The organism is Propioniciclava sp. LT432 (assembly GCF_059515965.1).
Genome location: NZ_JCAKNE010000024.1, coordinates 1 through 19,806 on the forward strand (window position 1 = coordinate 1; position 19,806 = coordinate 19,806).

14 protein-coding genes are annotated in these 19,806 nt (G+C 71.2%); 7 read left to right on the top strand and 7 right to left on the bottom strand.

Going from position 1 to position 19,806, the window contains the following annotated elements; translation table 11 throughout:
- Positions 1-132: 132 nt before the first annotated feature.
- Both AC5YDV_RS14000 and istA read right to left on the bottom strand, forming a co-directional pair.
- Positions 133-876, bottom strand: a complete 744-nt coding sequence (locus tag AC5YDV_RS14000) for an ATP-binding protein (protein WP_496181551.1) — start codon at positions 874-876, stop codon at positions 133-135.
- Positions 873-2,411 (bottom strand): IS21 family transposase, encoded by a 1,539-nt coding sequence (gene istA / locus AC5YDV_RS14005; protein ID WP_496181550.1) that lies wholly within the window; start codon positions 2,409-2,411, stop codon positions 873-875. The genes AC5YDV_RS14000 and istA overlap by 4 nt, the downstream gene beginning before the upstream one ends.
- A gap of 102 nt (positions 2,412-2,513) precedes the next feature.
- Here istA and AC5YDV_RS14010 point away from each other — a divergent pair, with 102 nt between their 5' ends.
- From AC5YDV_RS14010 to AC5YDV_RS14030, 5 genes are all read left to right on the top strand, one after another.
- A complete protein-coding gene (locus tag AC5YDV_RS14010; protein WP_496184162.1) occupies positions 2,514-2,927 on the top strand; it encodes a GNAT family acetyltransferase in 414 nt (137 codons plus the stop codon).
- Positions 2,928-3,360: 433 nt separating this feature from the next.
- Positions 3,361-3,516, top strand: a complete 156-nt coding sequence (locus tag AC5YDV_RS14015; protein WP_496184169.1) for a sunset domain-containing protein — start codon at positions 3,361-3,363, stop codon at positions 3,514-3,516.
- 94 nt (positions 3,517-3,610) lie between these two features.
- On the top strand, positions 3,611-5,965 hold the full coding sequence (locus AC5YDV_RS14020) for an ATP-binding cassette domain-containing protein (RefSeq protein ID WP_496184161.1): 2,355 nt from the start codon (positions 3,611-3,613) through the stop codon (positions 5,963-5,965).
- A gap of 51 nt (positions 5,966-6,016) precedes the next feature.
- Positions 6,017-6,790, top strand: coding sequence for a DinB family protein (locus AC5YDV_RS14025; RefSeq protein ID WP_496184160.1), 774 nt, complete (start codon positions 6,017-6,019; stop codon positions 6,788-6,790).
- Positions 6,787-7,338: a DUF1697 domain-containing protein gene (locus tag AC5YDV_RS14030; RefSeq protein ID WP_496184159.1), complete on the top strand. Its 552-nt coding sequence runs from the start codon at positions 6,787-6,789 to the stop codon at positions 7,336-7,338. Before AC5YDV_RS14025 ends, AC5YDV_RS14030 begins: the two co-directional genes overlap by 4 nt.
- Positions 7,339-7,372: 34 nt before the next feature.
- Here the strand turns inward: AC5YDV_RS14030 and AC5YDV_RS14035 are convergent, their stop codons facing one another.
- The 4 genes from AC5YDV_RS14035 to AC5YDV_RS14050 form a co-directional block, all read right to left on the bottom strand.
- Positions 7,373-7,900, bottom strand: a complete 528-nt coding sequence (locus tag AC5YDV_RS14035) for a CarD family transcriptional regulator (protein WP_496184158.1) — start codon at positions 7,898-7,900, stop codon at positions 7,373-7,375.
- Between the two features lie 103 nt (positions 7,901-8,003).
- Complete coding sequence (gene recD, locus AC5YDV_RS14040; protein WP_496184157.1) at positions 8,004-9,662, bottom strand: exodeoxyribonuclease V subunit alpha; 1,659 nt, start codon at positions 9,660-9,662, stop codon at positions 8,004-8,006.
- Positions 9,659-13,033 (bottom strand): UvrD-helicase domain-containing protein, encoded by a 3,375-nt coding sequence (locus AC5YDV_RS14045; RefSeq protein WP_496184156.1) that lies wholly within the window; start codon positions 13,031-13,033, stop codon positions 9,659-9,661. Before AC5YDV_RS14045 ends, recD begins: the two co-directional genes overlap by 4 nt.
- Positions 13,027-16,134: an exodeoxyribonuclease V subunit gamma gene (locus AC5YDV_RS14050; protein WP_496184155.1), complete on the bottom strand. Its 3,108-nt coding sequence runs from the start codon at positions 16,132-16,134 to the stop codon at positions 13,027-13,029. Before AC5YDV_RS14050 ends, AC5YDV_RS14045 begins: the two co-directional genes overlap by 7 nt.
- 102 nt (positions 16,135-16,236) lie before the next feature.
- Here AC5YDV_RS14050 and AC5YDV_RS14055 point away from each other — a divergent pair, with 102 nt between their 5' ends.
- Both AC5YDV_RS14055 and AC5YDV_RS14060 read left to right on the top strand, forming a co-directional pair.
- Positions 16,237-16,818: a nitroreductase family protein gene (locus AC5YDV_RS14055; RefSeq protein ID WP_496184154.1), complete on the top strand. Its 582-nt coding sequence runs from the start codon at positions 16,237-16,239 to the stop codon at positions 16,816-16,818.
- A 30-nt stretch (positions 16,819-16,848) separates the two neighbouring features.
- A complete protein-coding gene (locus tag AC5YDV_RS14060; protein ID WP_496184153.1) occupies positions 16,849-18,906 on the top strand; it encodes an ATP-dependent DNA helicase UvrD2 in 2,058 nt (685 codons plus the stop codon).
- On the opposite strand, the gene AC5YDV_RS14065 is transcribed toward AC5YDV_RS14060, so the two are convergent.
- The gene (locus AC5YDV_RS14065; RefSeq protein ID WP_496184152.1) at positions 18,894-19,694 is read right to left on the bottom strand and encodes a hypothetical protein; all 801 of its coding nucleotides are present in this window, start codon (positions 19,692-19,694) and stop codon (positions 18,894-18,896) included. The genes AC5YDV_RS14060 and AC5YDV_RS14065 overlap by 13 nt on opposite strands.
- Positions 19,695-19,806: the final 112 nt, after the last annotated feature.

Below are 19,806 nucleotides of genomic sequence, written 5' to 3' on the forward strand. Positions count from 1 at the left end.
TGGATATTGCGCTTGCTGAGGGCCGGTGTTCCGCTGGGGGGTGAGCCAGTGTTCCGGGGATCGGTGGGCCACGTCGACGGGATGGGTTGCCATGGTGCTGGGGCGGCCGCTTGGGCCGCCCCAGCGCTGTGGTTACTGCAGGTGAGTGAAGTGTTTGCGCAGGGAGTCGTCACAGTCCAGGACGGTGGCGTGCGCGTTGGTGGTGATCCGGTCGACGATGGCGTCGGCGAGGATCTTCTCTTCCATCCGGTCGTGCCACTGGCCCGGTGGTAGCTGGGAGCAGTAGATCGTGGAGGCGGTCTTGTGTCGTCGGTCGATCAGGGTGTGCAACTGCTGGACCTGGACCCGGGTGGGCGGGGTGAGGAACCAGTCATCGATGATCAACAACTCGACGTTGACCAGGGTGTCGAGGCAGCGCTTCTTGTCCCCGGTCCGTTCGGCGATGGTGATCCGGTCGAACAGTTCCCCGGCGGGCAGGTAGAGCACCTTGCGGTACTGCTGGCAGGCCTTGTTCCCCAGCGCGCAGGCGACGTAGGTCTTCCCCGCGCCGGTGGGTCCTTGCAGGATGACGTCTTGGTGCTTGACCAGGTAGGCGCCGACCGCGAGCCGGTGGATCAGCTCGAGGTCCATGCTGCGGCCGGGCATGGCTTTCAGGTCGGTCAGGTCGGCGGCGGGTTGGGCGAGGCAGGCTTGGCGGCGGAGCCGGTGCAGCTTGCTGTCGCGGCGTCTCTCGTATTCCCAGTCGACGGCCTGTTTGACCAACTCTGGACCGGTCAGGGTGGCGGCGGTCGTGGTGTCGGCGAGGTTCTCGAAGTACTCGGCCATCCCGGACAATCGCATCGTCTTCAAGCGGGTGAGGGTTTCCACATCGATCATGCTCGGCTCCCGTAGTAGTCGCTGCCGCGGACATAGCCGGCGTCGCCCAGGGAGGGGGCCGGCGGGGCTTGGGTGGGTGGGGTCCAGCCGGTCCACAGCTTCTTGATGAGCGTGTAGGAGGGGGCGGGGGTGGCCGCCAACGCCCGCGTGCAGGTGTCCTCCAGGCGGGCCATGCCGCCGGGCTTGGTGGCCAGCGACATCACCCCCAGACAGGACCGGTAGGACTGCTCGACGATCTGGCGGGACGCCAGGATCGCCCCGATCGCCGCTTGGGTGTTCGGGCCCACCGTGGCGGCCCACTGCTCGAATCGTTCCGGCGTCCAGTCGACCAGTCGGCTGCGGTGGGTGGCGGGCATGTGGGCCGGCAGGGTCGCATACCGGCCCGACACCCCTTGGAAGCGGGGGTGGGACGCGACCCGCTCGATCCCGTCGAAGACCTCCACGATGCTCGTGGTGAGGCGCACATCCAGGGATTGGCCGATCAACCGGGAAGGGACGGAGTAGAAGTTCTTGTCGACCTGGACGTGGTAGTTCGGGCCGACCTTGGCCTTGCGGAGCTCGGCCAACTCGAACCGGACCGGCGGCAGCGGTTGCAACAGTGGCTTCTCGTCGCGTTCGAACACGATCTGCCGGGAGTCCTCCCGCTTCTGGAACGGACGCGCGTTGATGGCAGCGACTTCGGCGAAGATGGCCTCGTTCAACTCGGCCAACCCGACGAACTGCCGATTGCGGAGCACCGCCGCGACCTGCCCCGCGACGAACCGGACGCTCCCTTCGACCACTGCCTTGTCGCGGGGACGTTTCACCCTGGCCGGGATGACCGCGGTGCCGTAATGCTCGGCCAACCGGGCATAGGCGGGGTTCAACGCCGGCTCGTAGCGGTCCGACCGGGACACCCCGGTCCGCAGGTTGTCCGGCACCAGGAGCCGGGCAGCACCCCCGAAATCCTCCAGGGCGTGCACGTGCGCGTCGATCCACGACCCGAGCGTCATGTCCGGGAACGCCTCCACATACGTGTAGGCCGAATACGACAGTGCGGCCACGAACACCCACCCCTGTCGTGGTTCGCCGGTCAGCGGGTCGGCGTAGGCCATCGGGTCCCCGGCCCAGTCGACCTCGATCGACTCGCCCGGGTTGCGCTGGATCCGCATCGACGCGCCGGTGGCCTTCGCCCACCGCCGGTACTGTTCGTTGAAGAACGAGTACTGGTAGGGCACCTCGCCGGTGGCGCGGCAGTTGGCCACGTACTCGTTCCACAACACCAGCAGCGTCACCGACGGCCGTCCCAGCTCCCGGTGCACGTGCTCGAAGTCTGGTGTGGCCCGGTCCGAGTCCGGCTTGGCCGGTTCGGGCAGCAACAGCCGGCGGACCTCGTCAGCCCCGAGGTCCGTCACCTGCTCGAACCCGACCCCCGCCGAGTCCGCCGCAGTGAACACCGCCGCCACCGTGTTACGGGAACACCCCAACACGTCCGCGATCCCACGCTGACTGACCCCCTCAGCTCGCAGCCGAAGGATCTGTTTGTAGTCGACCATGAAGGCGACTTCCTCTCGTCACGCCGTACCCCAACGGCACGGCGCGACGAACGTCCCACACGAAAACCCGAGCGCCGCCACGGTCCACCGCGCCCCGTCGCCGTGGCTCACCGCCCACCGGACCACTGGCTCACCCCACAACGGAACACCGGCCCTCACCGAGCGCAATATGCAGCCCTGCGCGGGCCCTCGTCAACGATTCTGGTTGCCCTCGACGGCGCGGACCTGCTGGGAACCGTGATGGTGGGGCACGACGGGCACCGCGGTTGGGTCTACTACCTGGCGGTGGAACCAGACCGGCGCGGACGTGGACTGGGCCGGGCACTGATGCATGCGGCCGAGGAGTGGCTGGACGGGCGCGGTGTCCCGAAGCTCCAGTTCATGGTCCGGGCCGACAACGCCTCGGTGATCCAGTTCTACGAGCACCTGGGCTACACCGACCAGCGGGTCACTGTCCTGGGCCGGTTCCTCGACCCCGATCGTCAGACCCTGCGGGAGTCCAGCTCGTCCCCTTGAGGTCACGATCGGAGCAATTGTCCTCCCTAGCCACGGGCCCAACCGATCTGGGTGACAATGGCCCATGCCCCCGAATCTCACTGCCGCAACGCCCCGTCGGTGGTTCGCCCTGTTGGGCGTCCTGACGGCCATCCTGCTTGGAGGCTGCGCCTCCGGAGCCCCGAGCACCGCTGGAGCGCCCGTACGTGCAGTCGAGGCGACTGTCGCGTCCCAGGCGCCCGCGGTCGCTACGACGCCGCCTGCAGCTACGACGCCCGCAGCTCCCCAGCCAACCCCAGTGGCGACGACTCGGCCTCCCAAGGCCAGCCCTGCGCCGACCACCCGCCCACCGCAACCGACTCAACCGGCACCGGCGAGAACGACCCGGGCTGCAGCCCCCGCGCCCACGGCGGCGGCGAAGGTCGTCGACACCTCGACGAAGTCGGGTTGCACCATCAAGGGGAACATCTCGAAGGAGGGGGAGAGGATCTACCACGTCCCCGGCCAGCGCTACTACGACGCGACGGTCATCTCCGAGTCGAAGGGGGAGCGCTGGTTCTGCTCCGAGAGCGACGCCCGAGCTGCAGGGTGGCGGAAGGCCAAGGTCTGACCACCGGCGGCTTGTTGCGGCCGGCCCGGTCCTCCTTGAGTAAGGGCACCCTGAGTGGGAAGCTGTCACGCGCTCTTTCAATCCAGGGGGATCCATGCCACACGCAGCAGACCGTCACGACGTCATCCGGGTGGAGGGAGCGCGAGTCAACAACCTGCGCGACGTGAGCGTGGACCTGCCCAAGCGTCGACTGACGGTCTTCACCGGCGTATCGGGCTCGGGCAAGAGCTCGCTCGTCTTCGACACGATCGCCGCCGAGAGCCAGCGCCTCATCAACGAGACCTATTCGGCGTTCGTCCAGGGCTTCATGCCCACCCTCGACCGTCCGGACGTCGACAATCTCGACGGGCTGACGACCGCCATCGTCGTCGGTCAGGAGCGTCTGTCCCCCAACATCCGCTCGACCGTCGGCACGGTGACGGACGCCAACGCCCTGCTCCGCATCCTGTTCAGCAAGCTGGCCGAACCGCACATCGGCTCGCCGCAGGCCTTCTCGTTCAACGTCCCCTCGGTGTCGGGTGGCGGAGCCATCAAGGTGGACAAGGGCGCCGGTGCGACGAAGGTCGTCAAGCAGTTCAAGGTCGTGGGCGGCATGTGTCCCCGCTGCGAGGGGACCGGCTCGGTCTCCGACGTCGACGTGAACGAGTTGTACGACGCGGACAAGTCGCTCAGCGAGAACCCGTTCAAGATCCCCGGCTACTCCATGGACGGCTGGTACGGCCGCATCTTCGCCGGCTCGGGCTTCTTCGACGTCGACAAGCCCATCAAGGACTACACCAAGCGTGAGCTCCACGACCTGCTCCACAAGGAGCCGACGAAGATCAAGGTCGAGGGCATCAACCTCACCTACGAAGGGCTCATCCCGAAGATCAGCAAGTCCATGCTCAGCAAGGATCCGGAGGCGATGCAGCCCCACGTCCGCGCGTTCGTGGAGCGCGCCGTCGTGTTCGGTACGTGCCCCGAGTGCGACGGCACACGTCTGGCGGAGGGCGCGCGGATGGCCGAGCTCGGCGGCATCTCGATCGCGGACGCCTGCGCGATGCAGGTCAGTGATCTCGCCGCTTGGGTGCGCGCGCTGGACGCCCCGTCCGCCGGGCCGCTGCTGGACAACCTGCTGGCCCTGCTGGATTCGTTCGTCGGCATCGGGCTGGGGTACCTGAGCCTGGCCCGCGCGTCCGGCTCGCTGTCGGGTGGAGAGGCCCAGCGCCTGAAGATGATCCGGCACCTCGGATCTGCCCTGACCGACGTCACCTACGTCTTCGACGAGCCGACCGTGGGCCTGCACCCCCACGACATCCAACGGATGAACGAGTTGCTCGTCCAACTGCGCGACAAGGGCAACACGGTGCTCGTGGTCGAACACAAGCCCGAGGTGATGGCCATCGCCGACCACATCGTCGACCTCGGACCGCTCGCCGGTTCACACGGCGGCCAGATCGTCTACGAAGGCGAGCTGGCCGGGCTCAGGGCGTCCGACACGTTGACCGGACGCCACCTCGACGACCGCGCCCGGCTCAAGCCCGCGGTGCGGACGCCGACCGGCAAGCTGGAGATCCGTGGGGCGTCCACGAACAACCTGCAGGACGTTGACGTCGACGTTCCCACGGGCGTCCTCGTCGTGGTGACGGGCGTGGCCGGCTCCGGGAAGAGCACTCTGGTCCATGGTGCGCTGGGCAACCGCGAGGGCGTGGTGACGGTGGACCAGGGCGCCATCAAGGGTTCGCGGCGGTCCAACCCGGCGACCTACACCGGGCTTCTGGAGCCGATCCGCAAGGCGTTCGCCAAGGCCAACGGGGTGAAGCCGGCGCTGTTCAGCGCCAACTCCGAGGGGGCGTGCCCGACGTGCAACGGCGCCGGGCAGGTGTTCACCGAACTGGGCTTCATGGAGACGGTGGCCAGCACCTGTGAGGAGTGCGAGGGCAAGGGGTTCCAGCCGGCGGTGCTGGAGTACAAGCTGGCCGGCAAGGACATCCGCGAGGTCCTCGACATGCCCGTCGACGACGCCCTGGAGTTCTTCGCCGCCGGCGAGGCGAAGCTGCCCGCGGCCCACAAGATCCTCGACCGGCTGGCCGACGTCGGGCTCGGTTACGTGCACATCGGGCAGCCGCTCAACACACTCTCGGGCGGCGAACGGCAGCGCCTCAAGCTCGCCACCCACATGGCCACGAACGGCGGCACCTACATCCTCGATGAGCCGACCTCGGGCCTCCACCTGGCCGACGTGGCGCAGTTGCTGGGGCTCCTCGACCGCCTGGTTGATTCCGGCAAGGATGTCATCGTCATCGAGCACCACCAGGCCGTGATGGCGCACGCCGACTGGATCATCGACCTCGGACCGGGAGCGGGCCACGAGGGCGGTCGCGTCGTCTTCGAGGGCACCCCCGGCGACCTCGTCGCGGACGGCTCGACCCTCACCGGCCAGCACCTCGCTGCCTACGTGGGGGCCTGACCGCCGACCTTGGGTGTGGACTCGGGAGCCGATCCACGAGAGAGTTGAACCATGAGCGAGGAGCCCGAGCGACTCAGCGGACGTACGTTCCGGAACCGGACCCTGCGCGGTTCCCGCTTCGCCGCGTGCGACTTCGGTGACGTGGTCATCCGAGGCAGCGACGTGGCTGGCATGGAGATCGACTCGCCCTGGCTGCTGGAGGGCGACAACACGCTGGTCGTCAACGGAGTGGACGTTGCCCCCCTCGTGGACGCCGAGCTGAACCGCCGGTTCCCGGGGCGCGAGTTGCGGACGGCCTCGGACCCCGGCGGCCTGCTGGCCGCCTGGGACGCACTCGAGCGGACGTGGGACGCGACGCTCGATCGGGCCCTCGCCCTGCCGGACGGCACCTTGGACGCCTCGGTGGAGGGGGAGTGGTCTTTCACCCAGACGCTGCGCCACCTCGTGCTGGCGATCGACACGTGGCTGGGCAAGGCGGTGCTGGGCCGCGCGCAACCCTTCCACCCGATCGGTCTGCGCGACGACAGCGACAGCCCCGCCTTCGCATCCGCCGAGTTCGCGGCCGAGCAACCAACCTTCGACGAGGTTCTGGCCGCGCGGGCCGACCGGCAGGGAAAAGTCCGCGCGTTTCTGGCGCAGGCGGACGCCGCACAGTTGGCCGAGCCGCGCCGGAACCCGCACGTCTCCGCGGAGGATGCGGATCGGTCCCCCGAGACCGTCGGGTCGTGCCTGCGGACCATCCTGGAGGAGGAGTGGGAGCACCACCGCTACGCGGTCCGCGACCTCGACCACCTGGCGGCCCCGGCGGACGGAGCCCACGGATGAGCACCCGTTACGTCGCCCTGCTGCGCGGCATCTACCCGTCCGGGAAGAACATGAGCAACGAGCACCTGCGCGGGGTCTTCACCGGGCTGGGCTTCGCGGAAGTCGCCTCGGTCCAAGCGAGCGGGAACATCCTGTTCACCGCGGACGAAGGAGACGTCCCCACCCTGGAGGACACGATCGACGCGGCGCTGGCCCGCGATCTGGGGCTGACGAGCACGGCCATCCTGCGCTCGGCGGAGGACATGGCCTCCCTGGCTGCCACCGACCCTTTTCCGGGGCTCGCGCACGGCAAGGGCACCTACCTGACGGCGACCTTCGTCAAGGAAGGGACGGTCCCACCCGAACCGCTGCCTATCCCACCCGAGGCGTTCGCCACGAATGTGGTCGGGTTCGACCGGACCCACGGCGTCCTGCTGTCGGTCACCGACAACAGCGAGCCGGGACGCACCTCGGGTTACATGGCTTGGATGGAGAAGGCGTACGGCCGCCGCCTCACCACGCGGTCGTGGCCGACCGTGCAACGGCTGGCGGCCAGGCTGGCCGGTTGACCCACCCCGCTCGGCCGTCCGTGAACGAGGCGGATCAGGCTGCCGACAGAAGCCCGAGGCGCTGCAACACCTCGTCGCTGCGCTCGACGACGATGGTCTCGAGGACCTCCTGGGCCTGCTCTTCGGATGACTTCACCGCCAGCGCGATCTCGGCGACCAACGGCTCAGCCCCCTCGCGCAACATGTCCCTCTCGGCCAGGGAGAGACCCCTCTCCTCGCGGCGGCGCACCAAGTCGCGGACCACGGCCGCGATGCGGACGGGATCGCCGGTGGCCAGCTCCATGCGCTGGTTCTTGACGCGTCGGGCCCACTTCGTCTCCTCGGGGCCGGACTCGGCTCGGAGGACATCGGTCAGGCGAGCCAGGTCGCAGGCCTCCGCGACCTCGCGGATGCCGACGTCATCCACCGTGGCCAGGGGGACCGAGACCGCCATGCCGCTGGCCTGCACCTCCAGGTTCACGTACTCGATGACGTTGCCCTTGATCGTTCTGCTCATCAATCCGGTGACCAATGCTGGTCCGTGATGGGGGTGGATGACGGTGTGACCAACGCTGAACTGCACTGCTGCCTCGCTTCTCCTCGAACCCCCAGTCTAGCGCACCGGGGACGGCAGCGTGGGTCGAACCTTGGTATACACCCTAGTCGCAGGGGATTGTTCGCCGTGGCTATGCTAATCGGTGCGCCAACCCGCTCATCCGCCGCGCTGGGTTCTCGATGGCTTGGGCGACGGCCTCGGCATCGCCCAACAGCAGGACGCTGCCGCGTGCGCGTGAGACCGCTGTGTAGAGCAATTCGCGGGTCAGCAGCGGCGACCCCGTCGGTGGCAGCACCACGCTGACATGGGAGAACTGACTGCCTTGGGCCTTGTGCACTGTCATCGCGTGCACGGTCGTGAGTCCGTCCAGGAGGAACGGTGACCAGTGGTGCAGGGAGCCCCCGGTGGAGAACCAGGCCTCCGGGCGCCCTTCGCTGGTGATGACCACGCCCGTGTCGCCGTTGTACAGCCCGAACTCGGGGCGGTTGGTCGTCACCATCACCGGTCGGCCGGTGTGGAACTCGCCGTCCACCGAGTAACCCGGTACGCCGTCCAGCAGCCAGGCCTGGACCTGCCGCGTCCAGTGGGAGACGCCGAACGGCCCGCGTCGGTGGCCGCAGAGCAGTCGGTGTTGGTCCAGGGCCGCCAGAGCGGGGCCGGGCCGCCCGAGTGAGGCGGCCTCGAACACCTGGCTCCCTGCGCGGAGGATCCGCCGACGGAGCAGGTCGGACCCCTCGGCGACTCCCACCAGGCGGACGCCGGCGTCGCCCCCCTGCAGGACCTCGAGGGCCGTCGCCACCTCCCCGTCCCGGATGGCGGCGGCCAGCGTCGCGATCGCCCCATCGAAGCGGTAGTTCTTGGTCAGGCGGGCCACCACTCCCGCGGTGGCGGGGGCGCGCGTGATGTCGGCGAGCACGCTGCCGGCGTCGACCGAGCTGAGCTGGTCGGGGTCACCGACCATCACGAGGCGCGCGGATGGCTTCAGCGCGGCCAGCAGGCGGTTCATCATCACCATCGAGACCATGGACATCTCGTCCACGATCACGACGTCGTGGGGGAGCGGCGTCTCGGCGTCGTGCCGGAACCGGTTGCGTGACCCCGGCTTCCACCCCAACAGGGCGTGCAGCGTCAGCGCGGTGAGGGAACCGTCACCCAGGGACTCGGTCATGCGGGCGGCGGCCTTGCCGGTGGGCGCGGCCAGGGCCACCAGGGCGTCCGGCTGCTCCTGGCGCAGTTGGTCGATGATCCGTCGGATCGTGTAGGTCTTGCCCACCCCCGGACCGCCGGCGATGACCATCACCGGGCTGGAGAGCGCCAGCGCCACCGCGGCGTCCTGCCCCTCGGGTTCACCGAAGGCGGGTGCGCCGCTGAGGCGTGCCAAGAGCGCGCGCTGCACGGACTCCTGGTCCTCGAAGTGACGCTCGAGGTAGAGCGCCCCGTCCACGAGGCGCAGGGGACGGCCGCCGTCCGGCCCGTCCCCGACGGTGACGGCCGGACTGGCGCGGAGGGCGGCCTCCCAGCCGGTTGCCTCGGGCCACCAATCCTCGGGGATCGCCACGACGTCCTCGCCGAGGTCGAGGTCGCGGATGCGCTCCCACTCCAGGCAGATCGACCCGGAGCGGAGCGCGCGCACGGTGAGGGCGAGCGCCAACTGGACGCGCTGGTCCTTCTCACCGAACAGGTGCCCCAACTGCTGCGCCGGGTGGACGTCCGCCCAGGTGAGCGCACCCGCCCGGTTGAAGTCGGCCAGGAGGCCGACCGCGCTGACGGCGACGTGTGACTCGGTCATGCGGCCCCTCCGGCGAGCAGGCGCGAGGTGGCCAGCACCAGCGCGGTGGGGGGCTTCCAGGCGAACACGCCCAAGGGTGTTCCGTCGACGACGGGGGTGTCTGGTCCGGCCATGCCCCGGACGAACAGGTACAACACCCCGGCGAGGTGGCGTTCGGGGTCGTAGCCGGCCATCCGCAGCCGGAGGAAGCGGTGCAGGGCCACGCAGTACAGCAGTGCCTGCAAGGGGTAGTGGCTGGTCATCATCGCCTCGGCCATGGCGTCCGGCGTGTAGTGGCCCACGGTGAGCTTCTCCTCGGGAGCCGAGAGCCGGTTCGTCTTGTAGTCGACGACCAGGAAACCCTCCGTCCCGGAAGCCGACCCCAGCCGGAGCACCGAATCCACCGAGCCCGTGAGGAAGCCGTGCAGCACCTGGTCGGCGAGCCCCGGGTGGTCGAGCCGGGCCGGGTAGCCGGCGAGCGGGTCGCCCGCCGGCAGGTGCTCGGCCAGCAGTGCCGCGATGTCGGCCAGCGTGGCGTCCGGGTTGTCGAGGGCGAACTCGAACTCCATCTCCGACAGCCGGTCCGCCGGGGGGAAGCTGCGCAGCGTCCGCCCGGGGGCGAGGGCGCCCAGCGGAGTCGTGAAGCTCGGCTCGAGGGCCGGTGCCAACTCGGCGGCGCGGACGTCCCCAACCGGCCAGCGGCGCAGGGCCTCGCCCACGGCCTCGGCGAGCGTGTCGCGCCATGAGTCGCCCGTGGCGTCCGTGTGCTCATAGATGGAGTGGACGAGCGTGCCGAAGGCGGCCCCCGCGGGCAGCTCTGCCAGGGGGGACGGCTGGGTCCAGGCCGGGTCCGGGTCCACCTCGAAGCCGTCGATGAGCTCGTCACCGACCAGCGGCGAGTCGACGGGAGCGGCGAATTCGTGCGCGGCCGCGGTGAGGCCCGAGTACGACGTTCGGCGCCACTGCCGGTCGATCGTGCGCGACCACCCCCGGGTCCGGAGTTCTGCCGGGGCCGGGAGGTCCACGATGAAACCGCCACGACCGGACGGCGTGGGCTGGGGCACGGCCACGCACGCCACCTGCGAGTCCGCGAGCCAGGCCAGGCCGACGGGGGAACCTCCGTCGGGAAGGTCCCAGGTCGGGTAGCTCAGCGCTGGTCGCTCGGCGACGGCCGCGTCGTGGCCCGCGTGCAGCAGCCGGTGCAGGGGGGACGCCGATGTCTCCCAGTGGTGGGCCCACCAGGTGACCACACGCGATTGTGCTCGCGTCAGCCCGACGTACAGGGCACGCAGTGCCTCGTCGCCCTCCTCGGTGCGCCACCGTTCCCAGCGGTCCGCGCGTGCGGGGGTGCTCCGACCCGCGATGTCGAGGAGGCGACCATCACCGCGAGGCAGCACCAGCGGACGTCCGGTGTCCTTGTCCGCCTCACGCTGGTGGGTCGCCTCGGGCAGAAGCACCACCGGCCACTGCAGGCCCTTGGCGCGGTGGATGGTCATCACCTGGACCGCATCGGCGTCCGTGTCGCGTCGCCGGGTGCTGTCCGCACCGGTGGACGAGCCGTCCCGCTCGGCGACGAGCCAAGCCGCGAGGTCGCGTGCGCGTCCGGCCCGACCGGCACTCAGCTGCTGGTGCAACAGTTCGGCGAGGTGGCGGTGGTCGGTCACGAGCCGCTCCCCGTCCGGGCGAGACAACAGCCGCCCGCGGAAGTTCGTGTCGGCGTCGAAGGCGGCGAACAGCGCGGGCACCCCGTGCCGGTCGAGCACGCGGGCCCACGTGTGGATGAGCAGGGACCAGTCGCCCAGTTGGTCGGCATCGGCCGACGCGAGGCTCGTGACGGTCGCCCCCACGAAGTCGGTGAGGAAGGCCCGACGCAGGTACGGACGCCGCGGCTGGTCGAGCGCACGCAGCAGGGTCAGCCAGTCACCGGCTGCGGGCGTGTTGAGCACGCTGTTCGAACCGTTGAAGGTGGCCGGGATCCCGGCGCCCGCCAGGGCGCTCGCCAGCTCCTGTCCCCGCTCGTTGGAGCGGACCAGCACCGCGATGTCGGACGGTGCGAGGGCTCCGTCCACCTTGCGCAGGGGCGCGTCGCGCGCGAGCAGGTCGCTGACGACGCACACGAGGTCGTCGGTGATCCTGCCGCGCGCGGTGGCGGGGTGGATCGCCTTCTCGGCTTCGAGGGCGCGGACCTGGACGCCCCGCGCCCAGGGGCTCTCCGGCGCGGCGACCAGGCGCGGCCTGTGGGCTGTCGCCACGATCGGGACGCCGATGTCGGACCCGAGGCGAACCCCTCGGAACAGGGTCGCAACTCCCTCGACGACCTCGGGATCGGACCGGTGGTTGACACCCAGGGTGGTCTTGGCGTCCGACTTCTGGACCGCCATGCCGTAGGTGTGCACGTCGCCGCCGCGGAAGCCGTAGATCGCCTGCTTGGGGTCACCGATCAGCACCAGGGCCACGGCGCCGGCGAACGCCTGCCGCAGGACACTCCACTGGGTGGGATCCGTGTCCTGGAACTCGTCCACGAGCACCACGGGGAAGCGGCGGGCCAGCCTTGCGCGAGCCTGCTCCCCGGTGGTCGGGTCGGACAGGGCGGCGTCCAGACGCGTCAACTGGTCGTCGAAGGAGTACAGGCGCCGAGCACGCTTCCGCGCCTCCACCTCGTGGCGGACGGCCGCGGCGAACTCGACCCGCGCGCCGGCGGAGCCCGGGCTGCCGGCACCGGCGAGCTCGGCGATCTCGTTGACGGCCTCACGCGCGATGTCCCGCGCGCCGGGGTCGGCGTCCCACTGCCTGCCGAAGGCGAAAGGGGCCCCGTGCGGCTCGTCTGCGAACAGGCGGATGTAGACGTCCTCGGCTGCCTCGTCGGCGAGGGGGCGCAGGTCTTCCACGAGCGTGGACTGCGGCGTCTGGGGCGCCAGGACGCCGAGTCCGGCGAGCATGCCGTGGCAGAACTCGTGGGTGGTCATGATGGCGGCCCGGTCGAAGTGCGCGAATGCCCGCTCGAGGCGCGCCGCGCGTTCGGCCACCACGGAGGGGGCGGCGTCGGCCAGGTGGGCGGTGACCTCGTCGGTCGGGCAGTCGCCCAGCACCGCGGTGGACAGCGCCGGGGTGGACAGCGCCGGGGTGGACAGCGGCGGGGTGGACTGCGCCGCGGCGGAGAGGGCCGAGGCTGTCTCGCGGATCCGCTCACGGACGCGGGAGCGCAGTTCGGCGGTCGCCGCCCGCGAGAACGTGATGAGGAGCAGGTCGTCCACCCCGGCCACGCCCTCGGCGATGTAGCGCGCGGCCAGCGCTGCGATGGCGAAGGTCTTGCCGGTGCCGGCGGACGCCTCCAACACGGTCGTGCCGGAGGGCAGTGGGCCGGTGAGGTCGAACAAGGTGGTGGTCAACATGAGGCCTTCCTGATCGGTTCCCACACCCGTAGGGCCAGGGCCCCCAGCTGTGACTCCTCCTCGGGGTGCCCCCATGGGTCGTCAGCCTCGCGGCGCACGGCCCACGGGGTCTTGTCGCCCGAGTACCACAGCCGCCAGACCTCGTCCCGATCCCACCGCCAGATCTTCTCGAGCATGTCCTTCCTGTCCTTCGGGTCGCGGCCCCTCGCGCGCTCCTGCGCCCAGAACTCGGCCACCCGTGGGGGCAGGGGGAGCACACGCTCGGTGGCGTGCCCCGCGAGGGTGACGAGGTCGGACAGGAAGGCCGTGGCCATGTCCACCGGGGGTGCCGCGAGCCGGAACGTGCCCTTGCCGCCCACAAGCGCGGCGTCGACGCGGCGTCCGGACTGCACGGTGAGGGCGAGCAGCCGCACCCACGCCTCCCCCAGGTGCTTCGCGTTGACACTGCCGTAGTGCGACTCGGCAAGCAGGCCGTTGCGCAGGGTGAGGCGGCCGGTCAGCCTGACGCCCTCGACGACGAGGTCGATGACCTGCGCGTCCGGTGCGCCGTCGGCCACCTTCAGGAACGCTTGGTGGACCGACTGCGCCTTCTCGGCGATGCTCCTGATGGCCTCCGCGCCCAGTCTGCGAGGCGGGAGGTCGCCGCTCAGCCAGGCCGCGGTGGTGACCGCGTCCAACGTGTGACCGGCCCTCAGGGCTGTCAGCATGCCGTCGCCCACCGACCACGCGTCCAGATGGCCGAGTTCCAGCGGCATGCTCTCCGCCAGCGGCTCGTCGTCACCGAGCGTCAGGTCGGCCCTCTCCTTGAGGAGGAAGCGACCGGGATGCTTGAGCATCGAGGCGAGCCGGTCGACCCCCAACTCGGTCAGGGGGGCGGGCCGGTGCAGGTGGCCGACCGCCCACCGGTCGGGATCCGCGTCCCTGGGGGACACCAGGGCTCGTGCCGCGTCGAGAGCGGCGAGGTCGAACGAGGGCTCGCGCCCGACGAAGTTGGCCCACGCGAAGCCTTGGAGCGTCGCCCTCAGGACCTGCCCGGTACCGCCGATCGCCTCGATGAGCTCCTGGACCCCCGCCGGCGGGTGGTGCGGCTCCGGCGTGAGGGATGACTGCCCCTGGTAGACCACGACGAGGTGGTCGCGGGCAGCGAGCACGGCGTCGAGCACGGCCTGACGGTCGTCCGCCCCCGGGTCAGGGTCGCCGGGAGCCGGCTCGCGCGCGATCAGGTCGTCCCCATCGCCCAACCCGCGACGTGGGAAGGTGCGCTCGTCGAGTCCGACGAGGCACACCACACGGTGGGGGACGCGGGCAAGCGCCTCCAGCGAGCACACGACGAGCGCGCCGCTGCCGAAGGCGGGCCGAATGCCGCGTTCGGCGAACGCGTCCGTGAGGAGGGCCAGCGCGTCGGCGGGTGCGAGCACGGCACCGGACGCGCCCGCGCGCGCCTCGATGGACTGCAGCACGGCCCACACCTGTGACAGCTGCCAGCCGTCGGCGAAGGGGACGTCGGCCAGGAGATCGATCGCCTGGCGCAGGCGGGCGACCCAGTCTGCGACCGACCCCTCGCCCGACAGGGCGCGCACCGAACGGGACACGCGGCTGACCAGCTCGGCGAGCGCCCCGATGAGCGCCGCGTCGGTGGAGGCCACGTCGTCGACCGTGGAGACCACGCCGGCGCTGACCAGGTGGTCCTCGCTGAACGCCTCGCCCATCACGAGCCGCTGGACGCCCAGTTGCCAGGTGTTCTGCTGCACCTGCCCCAGGCCGAAGCGGGCGCGGTGCTCCGGATTGATGCCCCAGCGGATGGCGGAGGCGGAGACCAACTCCTCCAGGCGTTCGAGCGCGTCGCCGCCGAACCCGAACCGGCGTGCGACGAACGGATGGGCGGCCAGCCCCAGCAACTGCGACGCCGTCGCCCGGCTGGCCCCCAGGGTGAGCAGGTCACGCAGCAGCGTGAACAGCTGGTTGGCCTGTGAGGCGTCGGCCTCGACCACCTGGAGGCGCAACCCCGTGGCGGGGTGTTGCCACCCACGCTGTGAGCCCCCGGGGTCGGTGAACGCGGCCGCCAGGTGTGGCGCGAGGGCGGTGGGATCGGGGCATGCCACGACGACGTCCCGCGGCTCGAGGGTGGGGTCGTCGGCGAACAGGCCGGTCACGACCTCGCGCAGCACCTCCACCTGTCGGCCCGCCCCGTGGCTGGCGTGGATCGTGACGGTCCCGTCGGCGACGGCGTCCGGGACCGGGGCACCGGCCAGGACCGACTGCTGCAGCCGTGCCAGCGTCGAGCCGCGGCGTCCGGAGCCGGCGATGTGCGTGACGCGGGGATCGCCCTCCAGCCAGGCTGCGTGCGACTCCCGTGCCGCGCGCCCGAGCGCGCGGGCCAGCGCATTCTCCGTGTCCTCGGGGCCGGGCGACGCCAGCCACACGTGCACGGGCGCCCAGTGCGCCAGGGAGCGGAGGAGGGTGCGCTGGGCGGTGGTGGAGCGCCGCGGCGCGAAGACGTGCACGGCCGGCCATGGAACCGGAACGCGGCCGGACGTGACCGCCCCAGCCAGTCGATGGCGCGCCACCACGGGGTCGTCGGCGCCGATGCCCTGGTGCAGGGCGGCCCACAGGTGCACCTGCCATCCATCGAACCCCAGCGCAGCCGCGGACGCCCCCGGGTCGGCCGACCACGCTGCCAGCATGTCGGGTCGATGGTCGGCGTAGCGCCGGAACAGGCGCGCGATCCGGAGGGCGTTGGCGTAGCGCTGGTCGTTCGCGTCGAGGTGGGCCGCCAGCGGTTCGAGGCCCGGGGCTCCCGCGCGGACCGCACCCAAGATGGCCCACACGAGTCGTTCCGGCTCCCACGCGTCGTCGTGGCCCTCACCGAGCAGCAGGCGCTCGAGGGGCCCGAAGCGGTGCACCTCGAAACCGGCGAAGATGCCCTCCCCGTCCGTTGCGCTCGAGCGGGCCACCTGCTGACCCAGCCACCGTTGGACGCCGGCGCCCGGCACGAGGAGCAGGGGGCGGGCGAAGGGGTCACCGGCGCCGGCCGTGGCCGCGACGAAACCCCGGGCCAGCGTGCCCAGGTCGTCAGCGGTGTGGAGGTGCATCTCGTTCATCGCTGTTCACCCTAGAGGTCGCCCCGGACAATCTTCGGGGGCAGGGAACAGAACGGCGGCCTGGGTGGTTGAAGTTTCGACCACCGCGACGAGAGGACCCCCATGACCAACGCCACGACCGTGCGCAATGCCACCGACCTGCCCATCGCACCGCCGCTGGCGGATCGGTGGAGCCCCCGCGGCTTCGACGCCACCCACACGATCGAACGCGAGGACCTGCTCAGCGTCGTCGAGGCGGCCCGCTGGGCCCCGTCGGCCGGCAACACGCAGCCGTGGGCCTTCGTGGCCGCCCGCCGGGGCACCGCCGCCTTCGAGGCGATCCACGGCGCGTTGGCCGGGTTCAACCAGACCTGGACGCCCGCGGCGTCCGCCCTGCTCGTCTTCGCCGTGGTCCCCGAGCGGGCGGGTCGCATGCAGGCGTTCACCGCCTACGACCTCGGCCAGGCCGCCGCGCACGCGACCGCGCAGGTCGAGTACCTCGGGCTGAACGCCCACCAGATGGGCGGTTTCGACCGCGACGCCCTGCACGCGGCGCTCGGCCTGCCCGAGGGCGTCCAGCCGATGACGGTGATGGCGATCGGCCGGCACGACGACTCGGACGCCGTCGCACCCGAGATCCGCGAGCGGGACGCCGCCGCCCGCACCCGCCTCTCCCTGGATGACGTGCTGGTCCTCGCGCAGTGACTGTCGGCGGTCGCGCGTAGGGTGCTGGGCGTGACCGATCCCGACAGCGTCCTCGATGGCCTCGACCCCGAGCAGCGGCGCGCCGCGACCGCGCTCGAGGGTCCCGTCGTCGTGCTCGCCGGTGCTGGGACGGGCAAGACGCGGGCCATGACCCACCGCATCGCGTACGGCGTGGCCACCGGCGCCTTCGACCCCACCGCGGTGCTCGCGCTCACCTTCACGACCCGGGCGGCGGGGGAGTTGCGCGCACGGCTCCGCACCCTCGGCGTCCACCGGGTCCAGGCCCGGACGTTCCACTCGGCCGCCCTGCGACAGGCGCAGTACTTCTGGCCGCGCGTGTACGGAACCGAGTTGCCGGCGGTCGCGGACCACAAGGTCGGCATGGTCGCGGACGCGCTGCGCCGGGAGCGACTCACACCCGACACCGGCATGTTGCGTGACGTCGCGGGTGAGATCAGTTGGGCCAAGGTCAGCAACGTGGCTCCGGGGGAGTACGCCGCCCTGGCCACCCAGCGGGGCCGAGAGGTGAACAACCTCGCGGCCGACCAGGTCGGCCGCGTCCTGGCCCACTACGAGGCGGTCAAGGCGGCCCGTGGCGTCATCGATTTCGACGACATCCTGTTGTGCACGGCCGGCCTGCTGGCCGAGGACGCCGGCGTCGCCGGCGAGGTGCGGCGCACGTACCGCCACTTCGTGGTGGACGAGTACCAGGACGTCAGCCCCCTGCAACAGGCCCTGCTCGACCTGTGGCGCGGTGACTCCGAGGAGATCTGCGTCGTCGGTGACCCGGCCCAGACCATCCACTCGTTCGCGGGTGCTCAGGCGGGATTCCTGACCGGCTTCACCAAGCGCCACCCGAGCGCGGCGGTCGTCGAACTCGTCCGCGACTACCGTTCGACGCCCCAAGTGGTCGGGTTGGCGAACGCCGTGATGAAGGGCCATGGCCCCGGCGTCGAGCTGCGTGCCCAGCGCCCGTCCGGCCCCGAGCCGCTCTACGTCGGGGCGCAGAGCGAGGCGGCCGAGGCGAGTGGCGTGGCCGCGTGGCTCACCGAGTGCAACAAGGCCGGTGTGCCCTGGTCGGAGATGGCCGTGCTCTACCGCATCCACGCACAGTCGCCCGCGCTGGAGGCGGCTCTGGCCGATGCCGGCATCCCCTTCTCGACCCGCGGCAGCGAGGGCTTCTTCGAGCGGGCCGAGGTGCGGGCCGCGCTGCGCGCCCTCGCCGCTGCCGCCAAGGCCACCCCTGACGAGGCCCCGACCGTCGTCCTGGACGCTGCGCTGGCGGGGTTGGGCTTCACGACGGAGCCGCCGTCGGGGCAGGGCACCGCGCGCGAGCGCTGGGAGTCCTGGTCGGCGCTCGCTGCGGCCGGGGGCGAGTTCGCGCGCACCCACCCCCACGCCGACGTCGCGGACCTCGTCGCCGACCTGGAGCACCGCGCCCGCGTCCAGCACGCGCCCACCGGGCAGGGCGTCACGCTGTCGACGCTGCACGCCGCGAAGGGCCTTGAATGGGATGCGGTCGCGATCATCGGCGTCCACGAGGGGAGCCTTCCGTTCGTGCTGGCGACCCGCCCTGAGGCGATCGCCGAGGAGCGCCGCCTCTTCTACGTCGGCATCACGCGCGCTCGTGAGCACCTCCGCCTGTCGTGGTCCGTCACCAGGAACGGGGGAGGGCAACGGCGCTCGCAGAGCCGTTTCCTCGACGGCGTCCTGACGCCGCACCAGGCGGCGCCCGGGGCGTCCAAGCGGCGGCGCGGTGGCCGGGCCAGTGCCTTGGAGGCCACCTGTCGTGTGTGTGGGCGCGGCCTCACCAGCGGCGCCGAGCGCAAGTTGAAGAGGCACACGGACTGTCCCTCGAGTTATGACGAGGCGACGTGGGAGGCGCTCCGCGCCTGGCGCAAGGCCGAGGCGGACTCGGCCAGCATGCCCGCGTTCGTGGTCTTCACCGACGCCACCCTCATGGCCATCGCGGAGGAGCGCCCCGCGACGTTGGCCGAACTCGCCCAGATCGGCGGTGTCGGACGCACCAAGCTCGAGCGGTACGGCGAGGGCGTCCTCCGTGTGCTGGCCGAGCATCACGGGGCCTGACCGACCAGCAGGGCACACCCACAGTCGGGGTGCCGCGGCCAACGGCGTGCGCCCAGCGACCCCGAGTGTGCGTCCAGCTCGAGGGTCACCCCGAGCGTCTCGGGCGGCCTGCCGGCACGCCACGCCGCCGTCTGGGCGGACGCCATGGCCGCGGCCCACGCCGCCTGTCGCGGCGCGGGGGTGTGCTCGGACCGGCACAACTGGGCGAGGAGGTGCGGGAAGCCCGGGTCGAGGTCACGCCGCACCAGGTCGGTGCAGCCCACACAACTGCTCGCACCAGGTGCGACGAAGGGCCCGACCACCGCACGCTCGGGCTCGGCGCGCACCACGAGATGGGTCACCCCGGACGCCGTCAGGTCGCGGGTGAGCACCCGGTCCGGTTCAGCGGTCGAGGCGCAGACCACCGCCAGGCCATTGGCCTGGGGGCTGAGATGGTCGCTGACGGACCAGCCCTCGGCGTCGAGGAGCTTGGCGACCTGGTCGTGCAGGATCCCGGATCCCAGGACCGAGACGGACGTTGGCGCTGCGGGGATGACGGCCTTCAGGAGTCCGGCTCCGAGCAGCGTGCCGGCGAGCCCTTCCAGCCACGGGAAGGGGACCGCCGGGACGAGCCGGCTCACCTCCAGGAGAGTGCGGGGGTGGCGCAACGCCCGCACCACGGCGTCCGTGCCGGCGGGAGCTTGGGGGATGACGAGAGCCTCGTCCGAGTCCAGCCCCACTTGGAGGGAGGCGTCGGGACGGACGAGGACGCTCACGGGGCGGGTCAGGGTGAGCAGCGGGGAGGACACGATGAACAGCATCGCGACCGGCAGTCGCCGACGCGCGCGTGGGGCGGGACGGACAACACTCGGACAACACCCGCACGACACCGGTCGTTGGACGTGCATGAGGGGCACCGGG

Excerpts from the sequence above, each read along its gene's own strand:
- istA (WP_496181550.1), bottom strand. The coding sequence starts at position 2,411 with ATGGTCGACTACAAACAGATCCTTCGGCTGCGAGCTGAGGGGGTCAGT.
- AC5YDV_RS14045 (WP_496184156.1), bottom strand. The coding sequence starts at position 13,033 with ATGTTGACCACCACCTTGTTCGACCTCACCGGCCCACTGCCCTCCGGC.
- AC5YDV_RS14030 (WP_496184159.1), top strand. The coding sequence starts at position 6,787 with ATGAGCACCCGTTACGTCGCCCTGCTGCGCGGCATCTACCCGTCCGGG.
- AC5YDV_RS14055 (WP_496184154.1), top strand. The coding sequence starts at position 16,237 with ATGACCAACGCCACGACCGTGCGCAATGCCACCGACCTGCCCATCGCA.
- AC5YDV_RS14025 (WP_496184160.1), top strand. The coding sequence starts at position 6,017 with ATGAGCGAGGAGCCCGAGCGACTCAGCGGACGTACGTTCCGGAACCGG.
- recD (WP_496184157.1), bottom strand. The coding sequence starts at position 9,662 with ATGACCGAGTCACACGTCGCCGTCAGCGCGGTCGGCCTCCTGGCCGAC.
- AC5YDV_RS14000 (WP_496181551.1), bottom strand. The coding sequence starts at position 876 with ATGATCGATGTGGAAACCCTCACCCGCTTGAAGACGATGCGATTGTCC.
- AC5YDV_RS14020 (WP_496184161.1), top strand. The coding sequence starts at position 3,611 with ATGCCACACGCAGCAGACCGTCACGACGTCATCCGGGTGGAGGGAGCG.
- AC5YDV_RS14050 (WP_496184155.1), bottom strand. The coding sequence starts at position 16,134 with ATGAACGAGATGCACCTCCACACCGCTGACGACCTGGGCACGCTGGCC.